Raw genomic sequence first — 15,063 nt, forward strand, 5'->3', positions numbered from 1 at the left:
CGGTCCGGGGACCACCCGGCATCGGTGGTGGTGGCAGGGTTCCTGCGCGGGTTCCCGAGTGGCGAGGCCGTGTGCACGGCGCACGCTACGCTGGAGTGGCCGTGCTGAGCGTCGGCATGGTGGTGCTGGCCGCGTTGCTGTGGCTGGGCGTGCTGTTCGGTTCGGCGCTGTATGCCGAGCGCCACCCGCGCGTGCTGGCGACCCAGTGGCCCTACATCTATGCGCTGTCGCTGGCGGTGTACTGCACCTCGTGGACGTTCTTCGGCACGGTGACGCAGGCGGCGCGCTACGGCTGGCCATTGCCGCCCACGTTCGTCGGCACCATCCTGCTGTACGCGTGCGGTGCATTCCTGCTGGTGCGGCTGGTCCGCCTGGCGCGCGAATCCAATGCCACCTCGCTGGCCGACCTGATCGCCACGCGGCTGGGCAAGGACGGCTGGCTGGCGGCCGCGGTCACGCTGATCGCCGCGCTGGGGCTGATCCCCTACATCGCGCTGCAGCTGAAAGCCGTGGCGATGAGTTTCGCGTTGCTGACCCGTTCGCCGGGCAGCGACGACCTGCCGGCCTGGCAGGACAGCGCGCTTTACGTGGCGCTGGCGATGGCCGTGTTCGCCATGCTGTTCGGCACGCGCCGCGCCAGCGCGGTGGAACACAACCGTGGCCTGGTACTGGCGATGGCCTTCGAGTCGCTGTTCAAGCTGGCCGCGATGCTGGCGTTGGGGCTGTTCGTGTGGTTCGGCCTGCCGGACGTGGTGGCGGCACCGCCGCCGGTGGCGCCCGCGTCGACGACGTACGGCTTCATGCCCCTGGTGGTGTTGGGCGTGCTCGCGATGTTCACCCTGCCGCACCAGATCCACGTGGGCGTGGTGGAGTGCCGCGACGAGGCCCACGTACGCACCGCGCGCTGGATGTTCCCGCTTTACATGGTGCTGATGGCAGCACCGCTGCTGCCGCTGGCGCGTGCCGGCGGCGCGATGTTCGGCGATACGGTGCCGTCCGACCTGTACGTGCTGGCACTGCCGTTGTCGCAGGGCCAGCAAGGGCTGGCGCTGCTGGCATTCCTCGGAGGATTGAGTGCCGCCACCGGCATGGTGGTGGTCAGCACGCTGACGCTCAGCCTGATGATCGGCAACCACTGGCTGGCGCCCGGCCTGTTGCGCGGTGGCTGGTTGCGTGGGACCGGCGGCGACCTGCGTGGCGCGGTGCTGACGCAGCGGCGCATCGGCATCATGGCGGTGATGCTGCTGGCGTGGGCGTACAGCCGCCTGATCGCGGGTAACGACGCGCTGGCCGACGTGGGCGCGGTGTCGTTCTCCGCGCTGGCCACGCTGGCGCCGGCATTGGCGTTCGCCATCTGGCGCCCGCAGACATCGCCGCGTGCCGTCATCGCCGGCATCGTGGCGGGGTTCCTGGTCTGGGCATGGCTGTTGCTGTTGCCGGTGGCGATGGATGCACGCGGTGTTTCCCCGGCGTGGCTGCACACGGGGCCGTTCGGCCTGTCCGGTCTGTCGCCCGATGGCTTCTTCGGCCTGACCGGATGGAGCCGCCTGGGGCGTGCAGTCGGTGTCAGCTTGTTCGTCGGCACGGTGGTCACGCTGCTGGTGGCCAGCTGGCGGGGCAGTGCACCGCGCCGGCACGACAGCCGGGGTTTCGATGCGCAGACACTGCGGGATGCCGGCCGCCGCTTCCTGCCACGCGAACGCGTGGAGGAGCTGCTGCTGGGCGCGCCGCGCACCGGGCCGGTGCCGGCCGCCATCGAGGCACGGCTGGAGCGCGAACTGGCGGCGGTGCTGGGTTCGGCCTCCGCGCGCCTGCTGATGGATGCCGCGCGCCGCGAGAGCGGCGACCTGGAAACCGTGGCCGCCATCGTCGGCGAGGTCTCGCAGGACCTTCGCTTCAACCAGCAGGTGCTGGAGGCCGCGCTGCAGAACATGAGCCAGGGCATCAGCGTGGTGGATCGCGACCAGCGCCTGGTGGCCTGGAACCGGCGCTACGAACAGATGTTCGGGTTCCCGCCGGAGCTGCTGCAGGTCGGGCGCCCGATCGCCGACCTGACCCGCTGGGCGCTGCAGCGCATGCCGCAGCGCGGCCAGGACGAACGCGCGCTGGACCGTCGCCTGGCCTTCATGCGTGCCGGCACGCCGCACCTGACCGAGCGCGTGTTCCCCGATGGCAGCATCGTGGAAATCCGCGGCAACCCGATGCCGGGCGGTGGATTCGTGGCGACCTACACCGACGTCACCGCCTCGCGCCAGGCCGAGCGCGAACTGAAGCTGGCCAACGAAACGCTTGAGCAGCGCGTGGTGGAGCGCACCACGCTGCTGGAGACCGCCAAGCGCGAGGCCGAGCATGCGAACGATGCGAAGAGCCGGTTCCTGACCGCCATCGGGCACGACCTGCTGCAACCGCTGCACGCCGCGCAGCTGTTCACCGATGCGTTGTCGCAGCAGGTGCTGGAACCGCGCCAGCGCGAATCCGTGGTGCAGGTGCGCGGCGCGCTGGATTCCACCACCGACCTGCTGACTGGCCTGCTGGACATGTCGCGACTGGAAGCGGGCGGACTGGTGCCGGAACCGCGTGATTTCCCGCTGGCGGAAGTGCTGGAACCGCTGGCATCGGAGTTCCGCGTCCTGGCGCACGAGCGCGGGCTTGCTTTCCGTTTCGTGCCGACGCGCGCCTGGGTGCACACCGATCCGCAGCTGCTGCGGCGCATCCTGCAGAACTTCCTCGCCAATGCCGTGCGCTACACGCCACGTGGCGGCGTGTTGCTGGGCGTGCGCCGCGCGGGTCGCGACGGCCTACGCATCGAAGTGCTGGACACCGGGCCAGGCATCGCGGAAACGGAACAGCGCGCCATCTTCGAGGAATTCCGCCGCGGCGACGATGTGCCCGGGCAGGGCCTGGGCCTGGGCCTGTCCATCGCCGACCGCATCGCCGGCCTGCTGCAGGCGCCGCTCTCCTTGCGAAGCCGCCTCGGCCATGGCGCTGCCTTCGTGGTCACGCTGCCGCGCGTCGCGGCGCCGTTGTCCGCGGACGCCATGCCGATAGGCAAGCCGGGACTGGGAGGACGTCGTGTGCTGGCGGTCGACAACGATCCCGATGCGCTGGCCGCGCTGCAGCAGGTGCTGGAAGGATGGGGTTGCGAGGTCGCCATCGCATCCGGCGGTGCGGGGGCCGAAGCGGCGGTGCAGGCACGCGCCGCCGACCTGTGGCTGTTCGACTACCACCTGGACGACGACGATACCGGCGTGGCCTTGGCGCTGCGTTTGCAGGCACGCTTCGGCCTGCGGCCGTGCCTGATCCTCAGCGCCGACCAGACCGAAGCGGTGCGGCGCGCCGTGCGTGACGCCGACCTGCCACTGCTGGCGAAGCCGGTGAGGCCATTGGCATTGAAATCGGTGCTGGACCGGCTGCTGGCTGCACGGATATCCGATGTGGGAGCGACGTAAGTCGCGATCACGTGTTCGTCGGCGGCCCATCGCGACTTGCGTCGCTCCCACGACAGCAACCGCTAGAATGCGGGCCTGATTCTCCGGAACCCGCAGATGCCTTACACCCCCATCGTCGCCACCCTGGGCTATGTGCTGTCGCCCGACCGTTCGCGGGTGCTGCTGATCCATCGCAACGCACGTGCCGATGACCAGCATCTCGGCAAGTACAACGGGCTGGGCGGCAAGATCGAGCGCGACGAGGATGTGGTGGCGGGCATGCGCCGCGAGATCCACGAGGAAGCCGGCATCCACTGCGACGACATGCGCCTGCGGGGCACCATCAGCTGGCCCGGCTTCGGCAAGCACGGCGAAGACTGGCTGGGGTTCGTGTTCGTCATCACCGCCTACAGCGGCACGCCGTTCGAACGCAATGCCGAAGGCACGCTGGAATGGGTGCCGGTGGACAGGATCCTGGAGCTGCCGCTCTGGGATGGCGACCGCCACTTCCTGCCGTTGGTGTTCGACGCCGATCCGCGCGCCTTCCACGGCGTCATGCCGTACCGCGATGGCCGCATGGTGTCGTGGGATTATTCGCGGATCTGAAGGCCGCGCTGCTTGACCCTGTAGGAGCGACGTAGGTCGCGACCGGAATGCGAAGGGGTCACTGCACCTTGAATGAGCGTTGCTTCCTACGACGCATGTTTCTCCGCGTCCGGGTTATCCATGGAACACAGGAGGCTAGGGTCCACGGTCGCGACTTACGTCGCTCCTGCAGAGGGCGGCCACGTGTTCCACGATCCGGCTTGTCCACACGCCATGTGGAGAGTGCGTGGGAAACCATGTGGATAACCTCGACGGCGCCTTGCGCCGCAAGCCTGTCAACCCGTGTGGCGAATTTTTGACCAGTCCATGACGGGGCGGTACCGGACTTGTCCACACCGGCTGTGGATGGTCTGTCGACGAACATGTGGATAAGCGTCGGCACGGGTTGCGGCACAAGGCTGTCAAGCCGTGTGGTGAAAATATGACCGCGCCCGTGCAGGGCAGTGGAGATGCGATGTTCCACGTGCGATGCGCATGTCCTTCGCGATCTTTCTGCCAGCCCCTCATCCCGGCTTGCGCCGGGATGATGGTACTCAAGAGGCATCAGCCTTCGACGTGCCGCGCCGGATCAGACAGTTCCAGTTCGCGCAGTACCACGCCGGCCTGCGTGCGGTTGCGTACGCCCAGCCGGTCGAAGATGGCCGACAGGTGCGCCTTCACCGTGCGTTCCTGCACGTCCAGGCGGTCGGCGATCTGCTTGTTCAGCAGACCCTGCGCCACCAGCGTCAGCACGCGGAACTGCTGCGGCGACAGGCTGGCCAGGCGTGCCGCCAGTTCGGTGTCGTGTTCGGAGGACTGCGCGCGCGATACCGCACCGCGCAGCGATGCAGGCAGCCACTGTTCGCACGCCAGCACGCTGCGGATGGCATCGCGCAGTTCGTCCAGCCCGGAACTCTTCGGCAGGTAACCCGCGGCGCCGTGATCCAGTGCGCGCCGCACCACGCGCGGGTCGTCGTTGGCCGACACCACGATCACCGCGACCGCGGGGTACTGCGCGCGTACCGCCGCCAGCCCGGCCAGCCCGTGGTTGCCGGGCATGTGCAGGTCCAGTAGCACCAGGTCGATGTCGTCGTGCGCTTCCAGCGCGGCCAGCACGCTGTCCAGCGATTCGGCTTCCAGGACCGACAGCTGGGCCACGGCATCCGCGGCGGCGCCGCGCAGGGCGGCACGGAACAGCGGGTGGTCGTCGGCGATCAGCAGGGTTGGCATGTAGGTCCTGGGCGGTTCACTGCACCGTCCAGCCGCCGTCCACCACGATCGTCTGGCCGGTGATGTTGCGCGCGGCGGGCGAGGTGAGGAAGGCGGTGATGCCGGCCAGTTCGTCCAGGCCGATGAAGACCCCCTTCGGCATCGGCTTCAGCATCACCTGGCTGACCACGTCGGCCTCGGAGATGCCGCGCGTGCGGGCCTGGTCGGCGATCTGCTTGTCCACCAGCGGCGTCTTCACGTAGCTGGGGCAGACCGTGTTGATGGTGATGTCGGTGTCGGCGGTTTCCAGCGCGATGACCTTCGAGAAGCCGACCAGGCCGTGCTTGGCCGCGACATAGGCGCTCTTGTACGGACTGGCCACCAGCGCGTGGATGCTGCCGATGTTGACGATGCGGCCGAAGCGGCGCTCGCGCATGCCGGGCAGCACCGCACGCGTCAGGCGGGCCACGCCCACCAGCATCACCTGCACCAGGAAGTCCCACTTCTCGATGGGGAAGTCTTCCAGCGGCGACACATGCTGCAGGCCCGCGTTGTTGACCAGTACGTCGACGGGGCGCGAGACCGCGGCCAGCGCGGCATCGATGCTCTCCTGCGAAGTGACGTCCAGCGCGACCGCCTCTGCGGACCCGCCGTTGGCCCGGATCCCGGCGGCGACCGCCTCGGCGGCTTCCAGGTTGAGGTCGCTGACGATGACGTGGCGGCCGGCCTCGGCCATCTCCGCGGCGATGCCGGCGCCGATGCCGCTGGCGGCACCGGTGATGAGGAAGGTGTGCGTCTGCATGGGGAACTCCTGGCGTTCCACGCTAGGGTAGCAGGCCGCCGGCGACGGCTTCGTGGTACCAAAGTACGATGACGGAGCAGCCCGCAGCGGGTAGCTTCATGGCATTGACCGGAATGACGGATGGGCTGTGGCATGAAACCGATGACGCGACGTTCCTGTGCCCTGCTACTGGGCATGGCGCTGGCCGGCTGCAGCAGCACGCCTTCTCCCTCTCCCGCGGTTGCCCACATGATCGAACCCCAGCGCGTCACCGAGCACCGCGGCAATGACGACCTGCTCACCGCGGGCCTCGGCATCGACGGCCTGCGCGGGATGGCGCCACCCGCGTTCGCCGACGCGGCCAACCCGACCGCGGCCGAACTGCGCCGCCGCGCCATCTGGAGCAACTGGCGCGGCATCGCGGACCTGTCGCCCACCGGTGCCTACGGGCAGGCGTATGGCAGCGTCGCCAGCGTGCCGGGGCGCGAGTATTCCGCACTGGCCAGGGTGCCGGGTGCGCAGCAACCGCATCGCGTGCTGGTGCAGGTGCCCGACAACTTCGACACGGCACGGCGTTGCGTGGTGGTGACCGCGTCGTCCGGTTCGCGCGGCGTGTACGGCGCCATTGCGGTCGCCGGGCCCTGGGCACTGCCGAAAGGCTGCGCCGTCGCCTATACCGACAAGGGTGCGGGCACCGATTACTTCGACCTGGATGCACAGCAGGCTGCGCGCGAAGACGGGACGGTGGGCACACTGGAGGCCGGCGGCCTGGCCTTCATGCCGGATGCGCCCGTCGGCGCCAGCGGTGTCGCGGTCAAGCACGCCCACTCGAAGGATAATCCCGAGGCCGACTGGGGACGGCACGTGAAGCAGGCGGCAGAGTTCGCGCTGGCCGCGCTCGATCGTGCCTATCCGCAGGCCGCGCCATTCCGCTTCGACAACACGCGTGTCATCGCCGTCGGCATCTCCAACGGCGGTGGTGCCGTGCTGCGTGCCAGCGAGGAAGAGGGCGACTGGCTGGATGCCGTCGTCGCCGGTGAACCCAACATCCTGGCGGCCGACGCGCCCGGCGCCCGCCCGCTCTACGACTACACCACCGAGGCCGCACTGCTGATGCCGTGCGCGCTGCTGCACCTGCCCGCCGACACGCTTCCGCAGCCGCCGTTGCGCGCGCAGGTGGAGCCACTATGGACCGCACGCTGCGCCGCGTTGAAGACGGCAGGACTGGTGGCCGGCGATACCCCGAAGGCACAGGCGGCATCGGCGCATGCGCAACTGAAAGCCCAGGGCTGGACCGACCAGGCGCTGGTGGCCGGTGCCTTGAGCGTGGGCTTCGACCTGTGGCGCGCCGTCGCGGTGACCTACGCCTCGGCGTATGGCCGCTATGGCGTGGGTGAACACCCGTGCGGTCATGCGTTCGCCGCGCAGAATGCCGACTTCAGCTCGCGTGCCGCCACCGCGGCCGAGCGGGCCGCGTGGTGGTCCGATGGCAGCGGCATTCCGCCCGGAGCGGGCGTGGGCATCGTCGACACGAAGCTGGCGCCGCCCGATTTCACCCTGCCTGGCCTGCAATGCCTGCGCGCCTTGCAGTCGGGCAACGACGAGCACGCGCGCCGCGTGCAGGCGGGCATCGCGCAGACAGCCGCACGCTTCCCGCGTACCCGGCGCCCGGTGGTGGTGATCCACGGGCTGGATGACGGGCTGGTGCCGCCGGCCTTTTCCAGCGCGCCCTATGTCGAGCAGGCACGCATCGCCAACCCCGACGTGCGCTATTGGCAGGTGCGCAACGCCCAGCACTTCGATGGTTTCCTGGCGCTGCCCGCCTACGGCGCGCGCTACGTGCCGTTGCTGCCCTACGTCTATGCGGCGCTGGACCAGGTGGAAGCGACGCTGGACGGCAAGCGCGCGCTGCCTGCCAACGCGCTGATCGATGCGCGCCCCCGCGGCGCCGGCAGCGTGGAGGCTGCGCAACTGGCGATTCCCCGCTAAGGCGGGCGGCGGGGAAGGGCGCCCACGACGATTTCACCCGGTTCGGCTTACCCTGTACGCCTTCCCCGGCCGTGAACGTCGCCATGTCCCGACACTTTTCCATGCTCCGCGATTTCCAGCTGGCCGACTGGTTCACGCTGGGCAACGCGTTCTGCGGCACCGGTGCCATCTTCGCGTCGATGCGCTTCCTGCAGGAAGGCGGCCTGCGCGACCTGATGATCGGCATGGCGCTCATCCCGCTGGCCTTCATCTTCGATGCGCTGGATGGCCGGGTGGCGCGCTGGCGCAACCAGTCCTCGGTGCTCGGGCGCGAACTGGATTCGCTGGCCGACGTGATCTCGTTCGGCGTGGCACCGGCTGCACTCGCGTACGCCTGCGGCATGCAGGGCGGCTGGGACTGGTTGGTGCTGTCGTACTTCGTCGCCTGCGGCGTCAGCCGGCTGGCACGCTACAACGTCACCGCCGAGGCCTTGTCCGGCGAGGGCGACAAGGTGAAGTACTTCGAGGGCACGCCGATCCCCACCAGCCTGGTGCTGGTCATCGTGCTGGCGGTGGCGGCCAACGGGGGACACATCGGCCCGCAGTTGTGGCTGGGCGTGGTGAAGATCGGCCCTTGGCTGCTGCATCCGCTGGTGTTGCTGTTCGCGGTGTCCGGCACGCTGATGGTCAGCAAGACGCTGCGCATCCCCAAGCCCTGACCATTGGCAGACCAATGACGGCGCGCCCGTCATGTCATGCACGACTCCCGCAGCACGGCTAGAATCGGTCGGGAAGGGAGGGCACATGGCGAACTTTGCACCACAGTGGCCGGGCGACTTCGAGTCGGTGGCCAGGCAGTACTGGAACCTCTGGGGCGACGCCCTGCGGCAGGCGGGCGGCGTTGCGGCGCCCACCCCGACACCGGGCTGGCAGCAGGCGGTGGACTGGTGGTCGCAGCTGATGCCCGGTGGCACGGGCCAGGTGCATGACGTGCTCGGGCGCTTCCAGCGACAGGCCAGCGACTGGTTCGGGCAGATGCAGCAGGTGGCCGCACAGTTCGCCGGCCGCGACCAGGCACCGGCCGATATCGCCAGCGCCTGGCGCGAGGCGCTGGGCATGAACGCCCAGCAGCCCACGCACAATCCGTTCGCCGACATCTTCCGCGCCATGCAGGGCAGCGGCGCGCATGGCCTGGATGGCTGGATGGAACAGGCCCGCCCGTACATCGATGCCATGCAGCGCGAGAACGCGCGCTGGATGCACCTGCCCACGTTCGGCCTGTCGCGCGAGCAGCAGGAGCGCTGGCAGCAGTTGGCGCAGGCGCAGCAGGACTACCAGCACCAGGTGGGCGAGTACGACCGCCTGATGCTGAAGGTGGCACAGCAGGCGTTCGAGCGCTTCGAACAGAAGCTGGTGGCGCGCAGTGCGCCGGGGCAGCAGCTGGAAAGCGCCCGCGCGCTGTTCGACCTGTGGATCGACGCCGCCGAGGAAGCCTACGCCCAGGTCGCGCTGTCGCCCGAGTTCCGCACGGTCTACGGCGCGCTCGCCAACGCCCAGATGCGCCTGCGCCTGGCGGTGCAACGCGAAGTCGAGCAGGTCTGCGCCCTGTTCGGCATGCCCACCCGCACCGAAGTCGATGCCGCGCATCGCAAGATCGTCGAACTCGAACGCGCCCTGCGCAGGATCCGGCAGGCGACGCCGCAGCAGGCTGCCGCGCCTCGTGCGCCGGTGAAGCGGGCGGAGGCGGCACCCGAGGCCGCGCCGGCGCAGGCGCCCATCGCGGAGAAGAAGCCAAGGCGTGCCCTCCGTCGTGCCACGCCACCGGTCGCGAAGAGGGCCGTTCCCGCCACGAAAACACGCAAGGCAGCGCCCGCGAAGCGGAAGGCCGTGCCGGCACGCGTGGCGCGCGCCGCCGCGGCCAAGCCGGCCACCCGCCAGGACAAGCGCACGATGGACGCGCCGGCCAAGGCGCCCGGCAACAGGAAGGCCGACGTCGAAGCACCCGTGGCAGGCAAGGGCGTGAAGAAGGTGGCGGCGAAGAAAACCGCTGCACGCAAAACGACCGTGCCAAAAACGTCGGCGAAGAAAGCACCCGCCGCCAATACGGCGGTGAAGCGTGCCGCGCGGACCGGCATCGCGCCAGCCAGGACGGCCAAGGCCACCGGCAAGGTCGCCAAGCCCTCGGGGTCCGTCGTATCGATGAAGGACTGGGTGGCGCGCAACGCGGCCGCCGCGGAACCCGCCTCCACCCTGCCAAAGCAAGGTGGCAAGAAGCAATCCAAGCGGGGTAGCCGCAAGTGAACGGACCGCTCAACCTGACACCCGATGCGTTGGCGCTGGAGGCGATGACGCTGCAGCAGAAGCTCTCTGCAGGCCTGCACACGTTGCCCGAGGTGGAGGACGTGCACTATGGCGCCACCCACAAGCAGGAGGTGTGGCGCGACGGCAAGACCGTGCTGTACCGCTTCATCGGCGAGAAGGCGCCGACCGCGAAGGTGCCCCTGCTGATCGTCTACGCGCTGGTCAACCGGCCCTACATGGTGGACCTGCAGGAAGACCGCTCGCTGGTGAAAGGCCTGCTGGCGCAGGGCGAGGATGTCTACATCATCGACTGGGGCTACCCGGACCGCTCGGACCGCTTCCTGGAACTGGACGACTACATCAACCGGTTCATCGATGGGGCCGTTGATCACCTGCGCGAGGCCAGCGGCCGCGACGCGGTCAACGTGCTGGGCATCTGCCAGGGCGGCGCGTTCTCGCTGTGCTATGCCGCGCTGCACCCGGAGAAGGTGAAGAACCTGATCACCATGGTCACGCCGGTGGATTTCCATACGCCGGACAACATGCTGTCGCACTGGACGCGCGAACTGGACGTGGACCTGTTCGTCGATGCGCTGGGCAACGTACCGGCCGACACCATGAATGCGTGCTACCTGATGCTGAAGCCGTTCCGGCTGAACCTGCAGAAGTACGTCGGGCTGGTGGACATCCTGGACGACAAGCGCGCCATCGAGGACTTCCTGCGGATGGAGAAGTGGATCTTCGACTCGCCGGACCTGGCGGGCGAGGCGTTCCGCCAGTTCATCAAGCAGTTCTACCAGGGCAACGGGTTCATCAACGGCGGCATCAGCATCGGCGGCGAAAGCGTCGACCTGGGGTTCGTCGACATGCCGGTGCTGAACATCTATGCCGAGCAGGACCATCTGGTGCCGCCGGATGCCTCGCGCGCGCTGAAGGACGTCGCCGGCACCAAGGATTACACCGAGCTGAGCTTCAAGGGTGGGCACATCGGCATCTACGTCTCCAGCCGTGCGCAACGCGAGGTCCCGTCGGCGATCCATCACTGGCTGGCCAAGCGCGCTAACTGATCCCGGCATGGGCGTTCCGCCACGTCGCCCGGCCGTTCACGTCACCACCGCTAGACTCGGCTCCATGAAGCCCGGAATCCTTTCCCTTGTGCTCGCGGTGTCGCTGCTGCCGCAGCTCGCCGTGGCCGCGCCATCGCCGCAGGCACGGCAGGAAATCCAGCAGCTGATGGACGGTCTCTCCACTTCGCAGTGCGAGTTCCAGCGCAACGGTACCTGGCACGACCGGGTCGAGGCACGCAAGCACCTGCAACGCAAATACGATTATCTGCTGAAGAAGGGACTGGTGGACACGGCCGAGCAGTTCATCGAGCGAGCCGCCAGCAAGAGCAGCATGAGTGGCCGTCCCTACCAGGTGCGTTGTCCCGGACAGCCCGCCATGGACGCGGCCAACTGGTTCCGCACGCGCCTTGCCGCGCTGCGTGGTTCAGGTGCACCCGGGCGCTGACGCGCTAGACTGGGCACGGACAACTTCGGGGAGTTGAATCGCCATGAGTACCGCACCCGCACCGTTCGCGCGTTCGTTGAATGACCGGATGATCGCCGGCGTCATGGGCGGCATCGCCCGCCGTTACGGCTGGAGTTCCACGCTGTTGCGCATCATCTTCGTGATCGTCTCGATCGCGTCGGCCGCGTTCCCCGGCATCCTGGTCTATCTGATCCTCTGGCTGTTGATGCCCAACGAACAGAACTGAGCGCAGTATCCGATGCGGTCGCCCTGGCTGATCGCCGCGCAGGCGCTGGGCGTGGCGTGGGCGCTGCCCAATTCGCTGATCGGCCTGGTCGCAGGCGTGGCGGGGGTGGCGTTCGGCGCGAAAGCGCATTGGAGCCGCCGCGATTTCGCCCTCGTGTTCCACCACTGGCCCTGGGGTCCCGGCGGCGCCATCACGTTCGGCAATACCATCCTGCACACCGGCGATACGCTGGAAGCCGAGTGCATCACCTACGAGCACCGCGCCGGGCGTCGCCAGCACCCTCCCATCCGCCTGGGTGACCACGAACGCGCGCACGTCTACCAGTACATGGTGCTGGGCCCGTTGTTCCTGCCGGTTTACCTGCTGTGCGGGGGTGTCAGCGTACGCAATCCGTTCGAACGCGCGGCCGATCGCTATGCGTTGACCGGGAAAGGCTGGTGGCCCGGATCGGACACGGATGGGCGCGTCGCCAGATGAAGTCGCGTGCCGACGGACGGCGGCGTTTTCTTCACGCATCGCTAGCCTGGCAAGGCGTAGCGTCTTGAGCGTCGGATATACGTACCGGCTCGACTCCGGCAACCGATCCGACACAGGAAGGCCCAGCCATCCGGACTGAAACCCCGGAACGACTGGGCCTTCTCATTGGGGGGTTCAACGACGTGCCGTGGTCTTGCGCGCCGCCTTCTTCGCGCGTTTGGCCGGGGCTTTCTTTGCTGCGGTCTTGCGGCCCGTGCCGGACAGCTTGCCTCCGCCATCCTGTTTGTTGACGGTGGCCCAGGCGATGCGTTCAGCGGCTTCCTGCGAGCGCCCCTGTTCACGCTCGCTTTCCTCGATGTGCTCGGCCTGGCGCTTCTGCTTCCCGGTATAGGCGGACTTGTCTCCCCGTGGCATGGCGTGCTCCCGTGCGGGTGGGTCGACAGCGTCGCGCGCGTGCCATGACGATCGCGTCAACGCCGCCCCTCAGCGCTCCAGGCGCTGGAACGAGAACAGCGGCCACAGCTTGTGCTTCCTGCGTTCCATCAACGCACGCAGCAGGCCGGCGCCCAGCATGCTGTAGGTGATGCCATTGCCGCCGTAGGCCATCGCGAAGTGCACGCGCGGCCCCCATTGCGGATGCGGCCCGAAGAACGGCAGGCCGTCTTCCGTCTCGGCGAAGGTGCCGGCCCACGAGAACGCGGGCGTCAACACCATGTCCGGGAACAGGCGCTGCAGTTTCTTCATCAGGGTGGCGGCCTTCTTCTCCACGCGGGCATCTCGACGGGCGGGGATGTCGACGGTGTCGTCCTCGCCGCCTACCAGCAGCCGTCGGTCCGAGGTGCTGCGCATGTACAGGTAGGGGCGCGCGCTTTCCCACAGCAGGGTATCCTCCAGGAAACCCAGTGCATCGGCGTCCATCGGATCGCTGATGAATGCGTAGCTGCTGCGGTTGCGGGCGACCCTCTTCTTCAACCACTGCTGGCTTGCATAGCCCGCCGCCATCACCAGGTGGCCGGCGCGCACGGTCTGGCCCTGACTCGTGCGCAGGGTGACGCCGCGCGACGTGGCCCGGATGTCTTCCACCCGCGTGCGGTCGAAGATGCCGGCGCCGTCGCGCTGCAGCCGCTGCAGCAGGCGATGCGCCAACCGGTAGGGGTCCACGCGCGCGGCCTGCTGGCTCAGCAGCGCCGCCGGCGCGTCCAATCCGTATTGATCCAGCAGGGTGTCGCGTTCCAGCAGCTCCACCTGCAGGCCGTGCCGGGCACGCAGTTCGCCTTCTTCCTTCAGTGCGCGCACGTGCCGCGCCCGGCTGGCGTAGTACAGGCTCTGGTTGCGTGCGAATTCCACGTCGCGCCACGGCGCCGCGACCTCGCGCAGCTGGTCGATGGCGTCCGCGCAGGCGAGGTAGGCGAGGGCGGCGTCGGCCTCGCCGTACTGTCTGGCCAGATCGACCATGTGCGTGTCGATCTCGTACTGCAGCAGGGCCGTGCTGGCGGAACTGCTGCCCCAGCCCACGTCGCGCTGCTCCAGTACCACGACATCGAAGCCATGCGTCGCCAGCTCGTTGGCGATCAGCGCACCGGTGATGCCGCCGCCGATGATGGCGACGTCACAGCGGCGGTCTTCCTCCAGTTGCGGGAAGGCCTGCATCAGGCCGTTCTTCACCGCCCAGTAGGGATAACCGCTTTTCAGATCCATGCAGATGCCTTGTCCATCGAATGGACGGCATGCTCGCATGGGGCGGCGAAGGCGCGGGTGAAGCCCGCGCCGGTGGGATCAACGGGGCAGGGCGCCGTGCAGGAACAGGTCCACCGCCGCCAGCGCCTGGGCTTCCAGCTGGTCGGCATCGGGCATCTGCGTGCTGCCGGCCGCCAGGCGTACGATCTGGTCGCCGAACAGGCTCATGTAGAACTGCGCCGCCGCCGCTTTCGGTGACGGCAGCTGCAGCCGGCCGGCATCCACCTGCTGCTGGAAGTACTCCGCCAGCGTGCTGCGGATGGAAGCGACGGCATGGTCGAAGAACCAGTCGCGCAGGGCGGGGAACGACTGTCCCTCGCCGATCACGATGCGGTAGATCACCTGCGAATCCGTCCGCGCCATCACCTGTGCCATCCGGATGGCCACGCGACGCAGCGCCTGGTCAGGCGGCATCTCGCTGAGGTTGAGATCGCGCAGCAGGTGGATGTGCATGTCCATCCGCCGTTCCAGGATGGCGCACGCCAGCCCTTCCTTGTCGCCGAAGATGCGGTACAGCGTGGCCAGCGAACCGCCGGCCCGGGCCACGATCTCGCTCAGGCGCGCATGCTGGTAGCCCTTCTCGGCGAAAACCTCGGTGGCCGCGTCCAGGAATTTTTCCGCACGCATCTCGCCGCGCTTGCACAGGTCCACGTGCGGCCGCGGGCGCAGCGGGCTGACGTCGCTGGGGGCGTGGCTGAAAACGTTTTCCACAAGATCAGACGGAAGACTCACGGCATTCACCTGTTGCGTCGTGATGTCACGACTGTTCCCCAGCCTAGCAAAAGCCGGCACGGCTGTGGCAAGTGCGCGATGGAACG

The 15,063-nt window shown here is 68.4% G+C and carries 13 protein-coding genes and 1 pseudogene; 9 read left to right on the top strand and 5 right to left on the bottom strand.

Annotation, left to right across the window (positions count from 1 at the left end):
- Nucleotides 1–101: 101 nt before the first annotated feature.
- Entirely contained in the window at nt 102–3,449 is a 3,348-nt protein-coding gene (locus OVA13_RS02165) for a hybrid sensor histidine kinase/response regulator (protein ID WP_267792189.1), read from the top strand.
- A 96-nt stretch (nt 3,450–3,545) separates the two neighbouring features.
- Nucleotides 3,546–4,034 carry an NUDIX hydrolase gene (locus OVA13_RS02170; RefSeq protein ID WP_267792190.1) on the top strand — a complete coding sequence of 163 codons (489 nt, stop codon included), beginning with the start codon at nt 3,546–3,548 and terminating at the stop codon, nt 4,032–4,034.
- Between the two features lie 543 nt (nt 4,035–4,577).
- Here the strand turns inward: OVA13_RS02170 and OVA13_RS02175 are convergent.
- Both OVA13_RS02175 and OVA13_RS02180 read right to left on the bottom strand, forming a co-directional pair.
- Nucleotides 4,578–5,243, bottom strand: coding sequence for a response regulator transcription factor (locus tag OVA13_RS02175; protein ID WP_267792191.1), 666 nt, complete (start codon nt 5,241–5,243; stop codon nt 4,578–4,580).
- Between the two features lie 16 nt (nt 5,244–5,259).
- The gene (locus OVA13_RS02180) at nt 5,260–6,024 is read right to left on the bottom strand and encodes a 3-hydroxybutyrate dehydrogenase (RefSeq protein WP_267792192.1); all 765 of its coding nucleotides are present in this window, start codon (nt 6,022–6,024) and stop codon (nt 5,260–5,262) included.
- A 132-nt stretch (nt 6,025–6,156) separates the two neighbouring features.
- Here OVA13_RS02180 and OVA13_RS02185 point away from each other — a divergent pair, with 132 nt between their 5' ends.
- From OVA13_RS02185 to OVA13_RS02215, 7 genes are all read left to right on the top strand, one after another.
- Complete coding sequence (locus OVA13_RS02185; RefSeq protein ID WP_267792193.1) at nt 6,157–7,992, top strand: 3-hydroxybutyrate oligomer hydrolase family protein; 1,836 nt, start codon at nt 6,157–6,159, stop codon at nt 7,990–7,992.
- A gap of 83 nt (nt 7,993–8,075) precedes the next feature.
- Nucleotides 8,076–8,690, top strand: coding sequence for a CDP-diacylglycerol--serine O-phosphatidyltransferase (gene pssA / locus OVA13_RS02190; protein WP_267792194.1), 615 nt, complete (start codon nt 8,076–8,078; stop codon nt 8,688–8,690).
- A gap of 85 nt (nt 8,691–8,775) precedes the next feature.
- The gene (phaE, locus tag OVA13_RS02195) at nt 8,776–10,272 is read left to right on the top strand and encodes a class III poly(R)-hydroxyalkanoic acid synthase subunit PhaE (protein ID WP_267792195.1); all 1,497 of its coding nucleotides are present in this window, start codon (nt 8,776–8,778) and stop codon (nt 10,270–10,272) included.
- Entirely contained in the window at nt 10,269–11,339 is a 1,071-nt protein-coding gene (locus OVA13_RS02200; protein ID WP_267792196.1) for a class III poly(R)-hydroxyalkanoic acid synthase subunit PhaC, read from the top strand. Before phaE ends, OVA13_RS02200 begins: the two co-directional genes overlap by 4 nt.
- Nucleotides 11,340–11,403: 64 nt before the next feature.
- The gene (locus OVA13_RS02205) at nt 11,404–11,784 is read left to right on the top strand and encodes a YfeK family protein (protein WP_267792197.1); all 381 of its coding nucleotides are present in this window, start codon (nt 11,404–11,406) and stop codon (nt 11,782–11,784) included.
- A gap of 43 nt (nt 11,785–11,827) precedes the next feature.
- Nucleotides 11,828–12,031: a PspC domain-containing protein gene (locus tag OVA13_RS02210; protein ID WP_267792198.1), complete on the top strand. Its 204-nt coding sequence runs from the start codon at nt 11,828–11,830 to the stop codon at nt 12,029–12,031.
- A 12-nt stretch (nt 12,032–12,043) separates the two neighbouring features.
- A complete protein-coding gene (locus OVA13_RS02215; protein WP_267792199.1) occupies nt 12,044–12,508 on the top strand; it encodes a hypothetical protein in 465 nt (154 codons plus the stop codon).
- Between the two features lie 177 nt (nt 12,509–12,685).
- Here the strand turns inward: OVA13_RS02215 and OVA13_RS02220 are convergent.
- The 3 genes and pseudogenes from OVA13_RS02220 to OVA13_RS02230 form a co-directional block, all read right to left on the bottom strand.
- A pseudogene (locus tag OVA13_RS02220) lies at nt 12,686–12,922 on the bottom strand (HupB); the annotation flags it as partial.
- A gap of 69 nt (nt 12,923–12,991) precedes the next feature.
- Nucleotides 12,992–14,206 carry an NAD(P)/FAD-dependent oxidoreductase gene (locus OVA13_RS02225; RefSeq protein WP_267792200.1) on the bottom strand — a complete coding sequence of 405 codons (1,215 nt, stop codon included), beginning with the start codon at nt 14,204–14,206 and terminating at the stop codon, nt 12,992–12,994.
- Between the two features lie 78 nt (nt 14,207–14,284).
- On the bottom strand, nt 14,285–14,977 hold the full coding sequence (locus OVA13_RS02230; protein ID WP_267792201.1) for a TetR/AcrR family transcriptional regulator: 693 nt from the start codon (nt 14,975–14,977) through the stop codon (nt 14,285–14,287).
- Between the last annotated feature and the right edge of the window lie 86 nt (nt 14,978–15,063).

Origin of the sequence: Pseudoxanthomonas sp. SL93 (genome assembly GCF_026625825.1) — a bacterium.
Lineage (GTDB): Bacteria > Pseudomonadota > Gammaproteobacteria > Xanthomonadales > Xanthomonadaceae > Pseudoxanthomonas_A.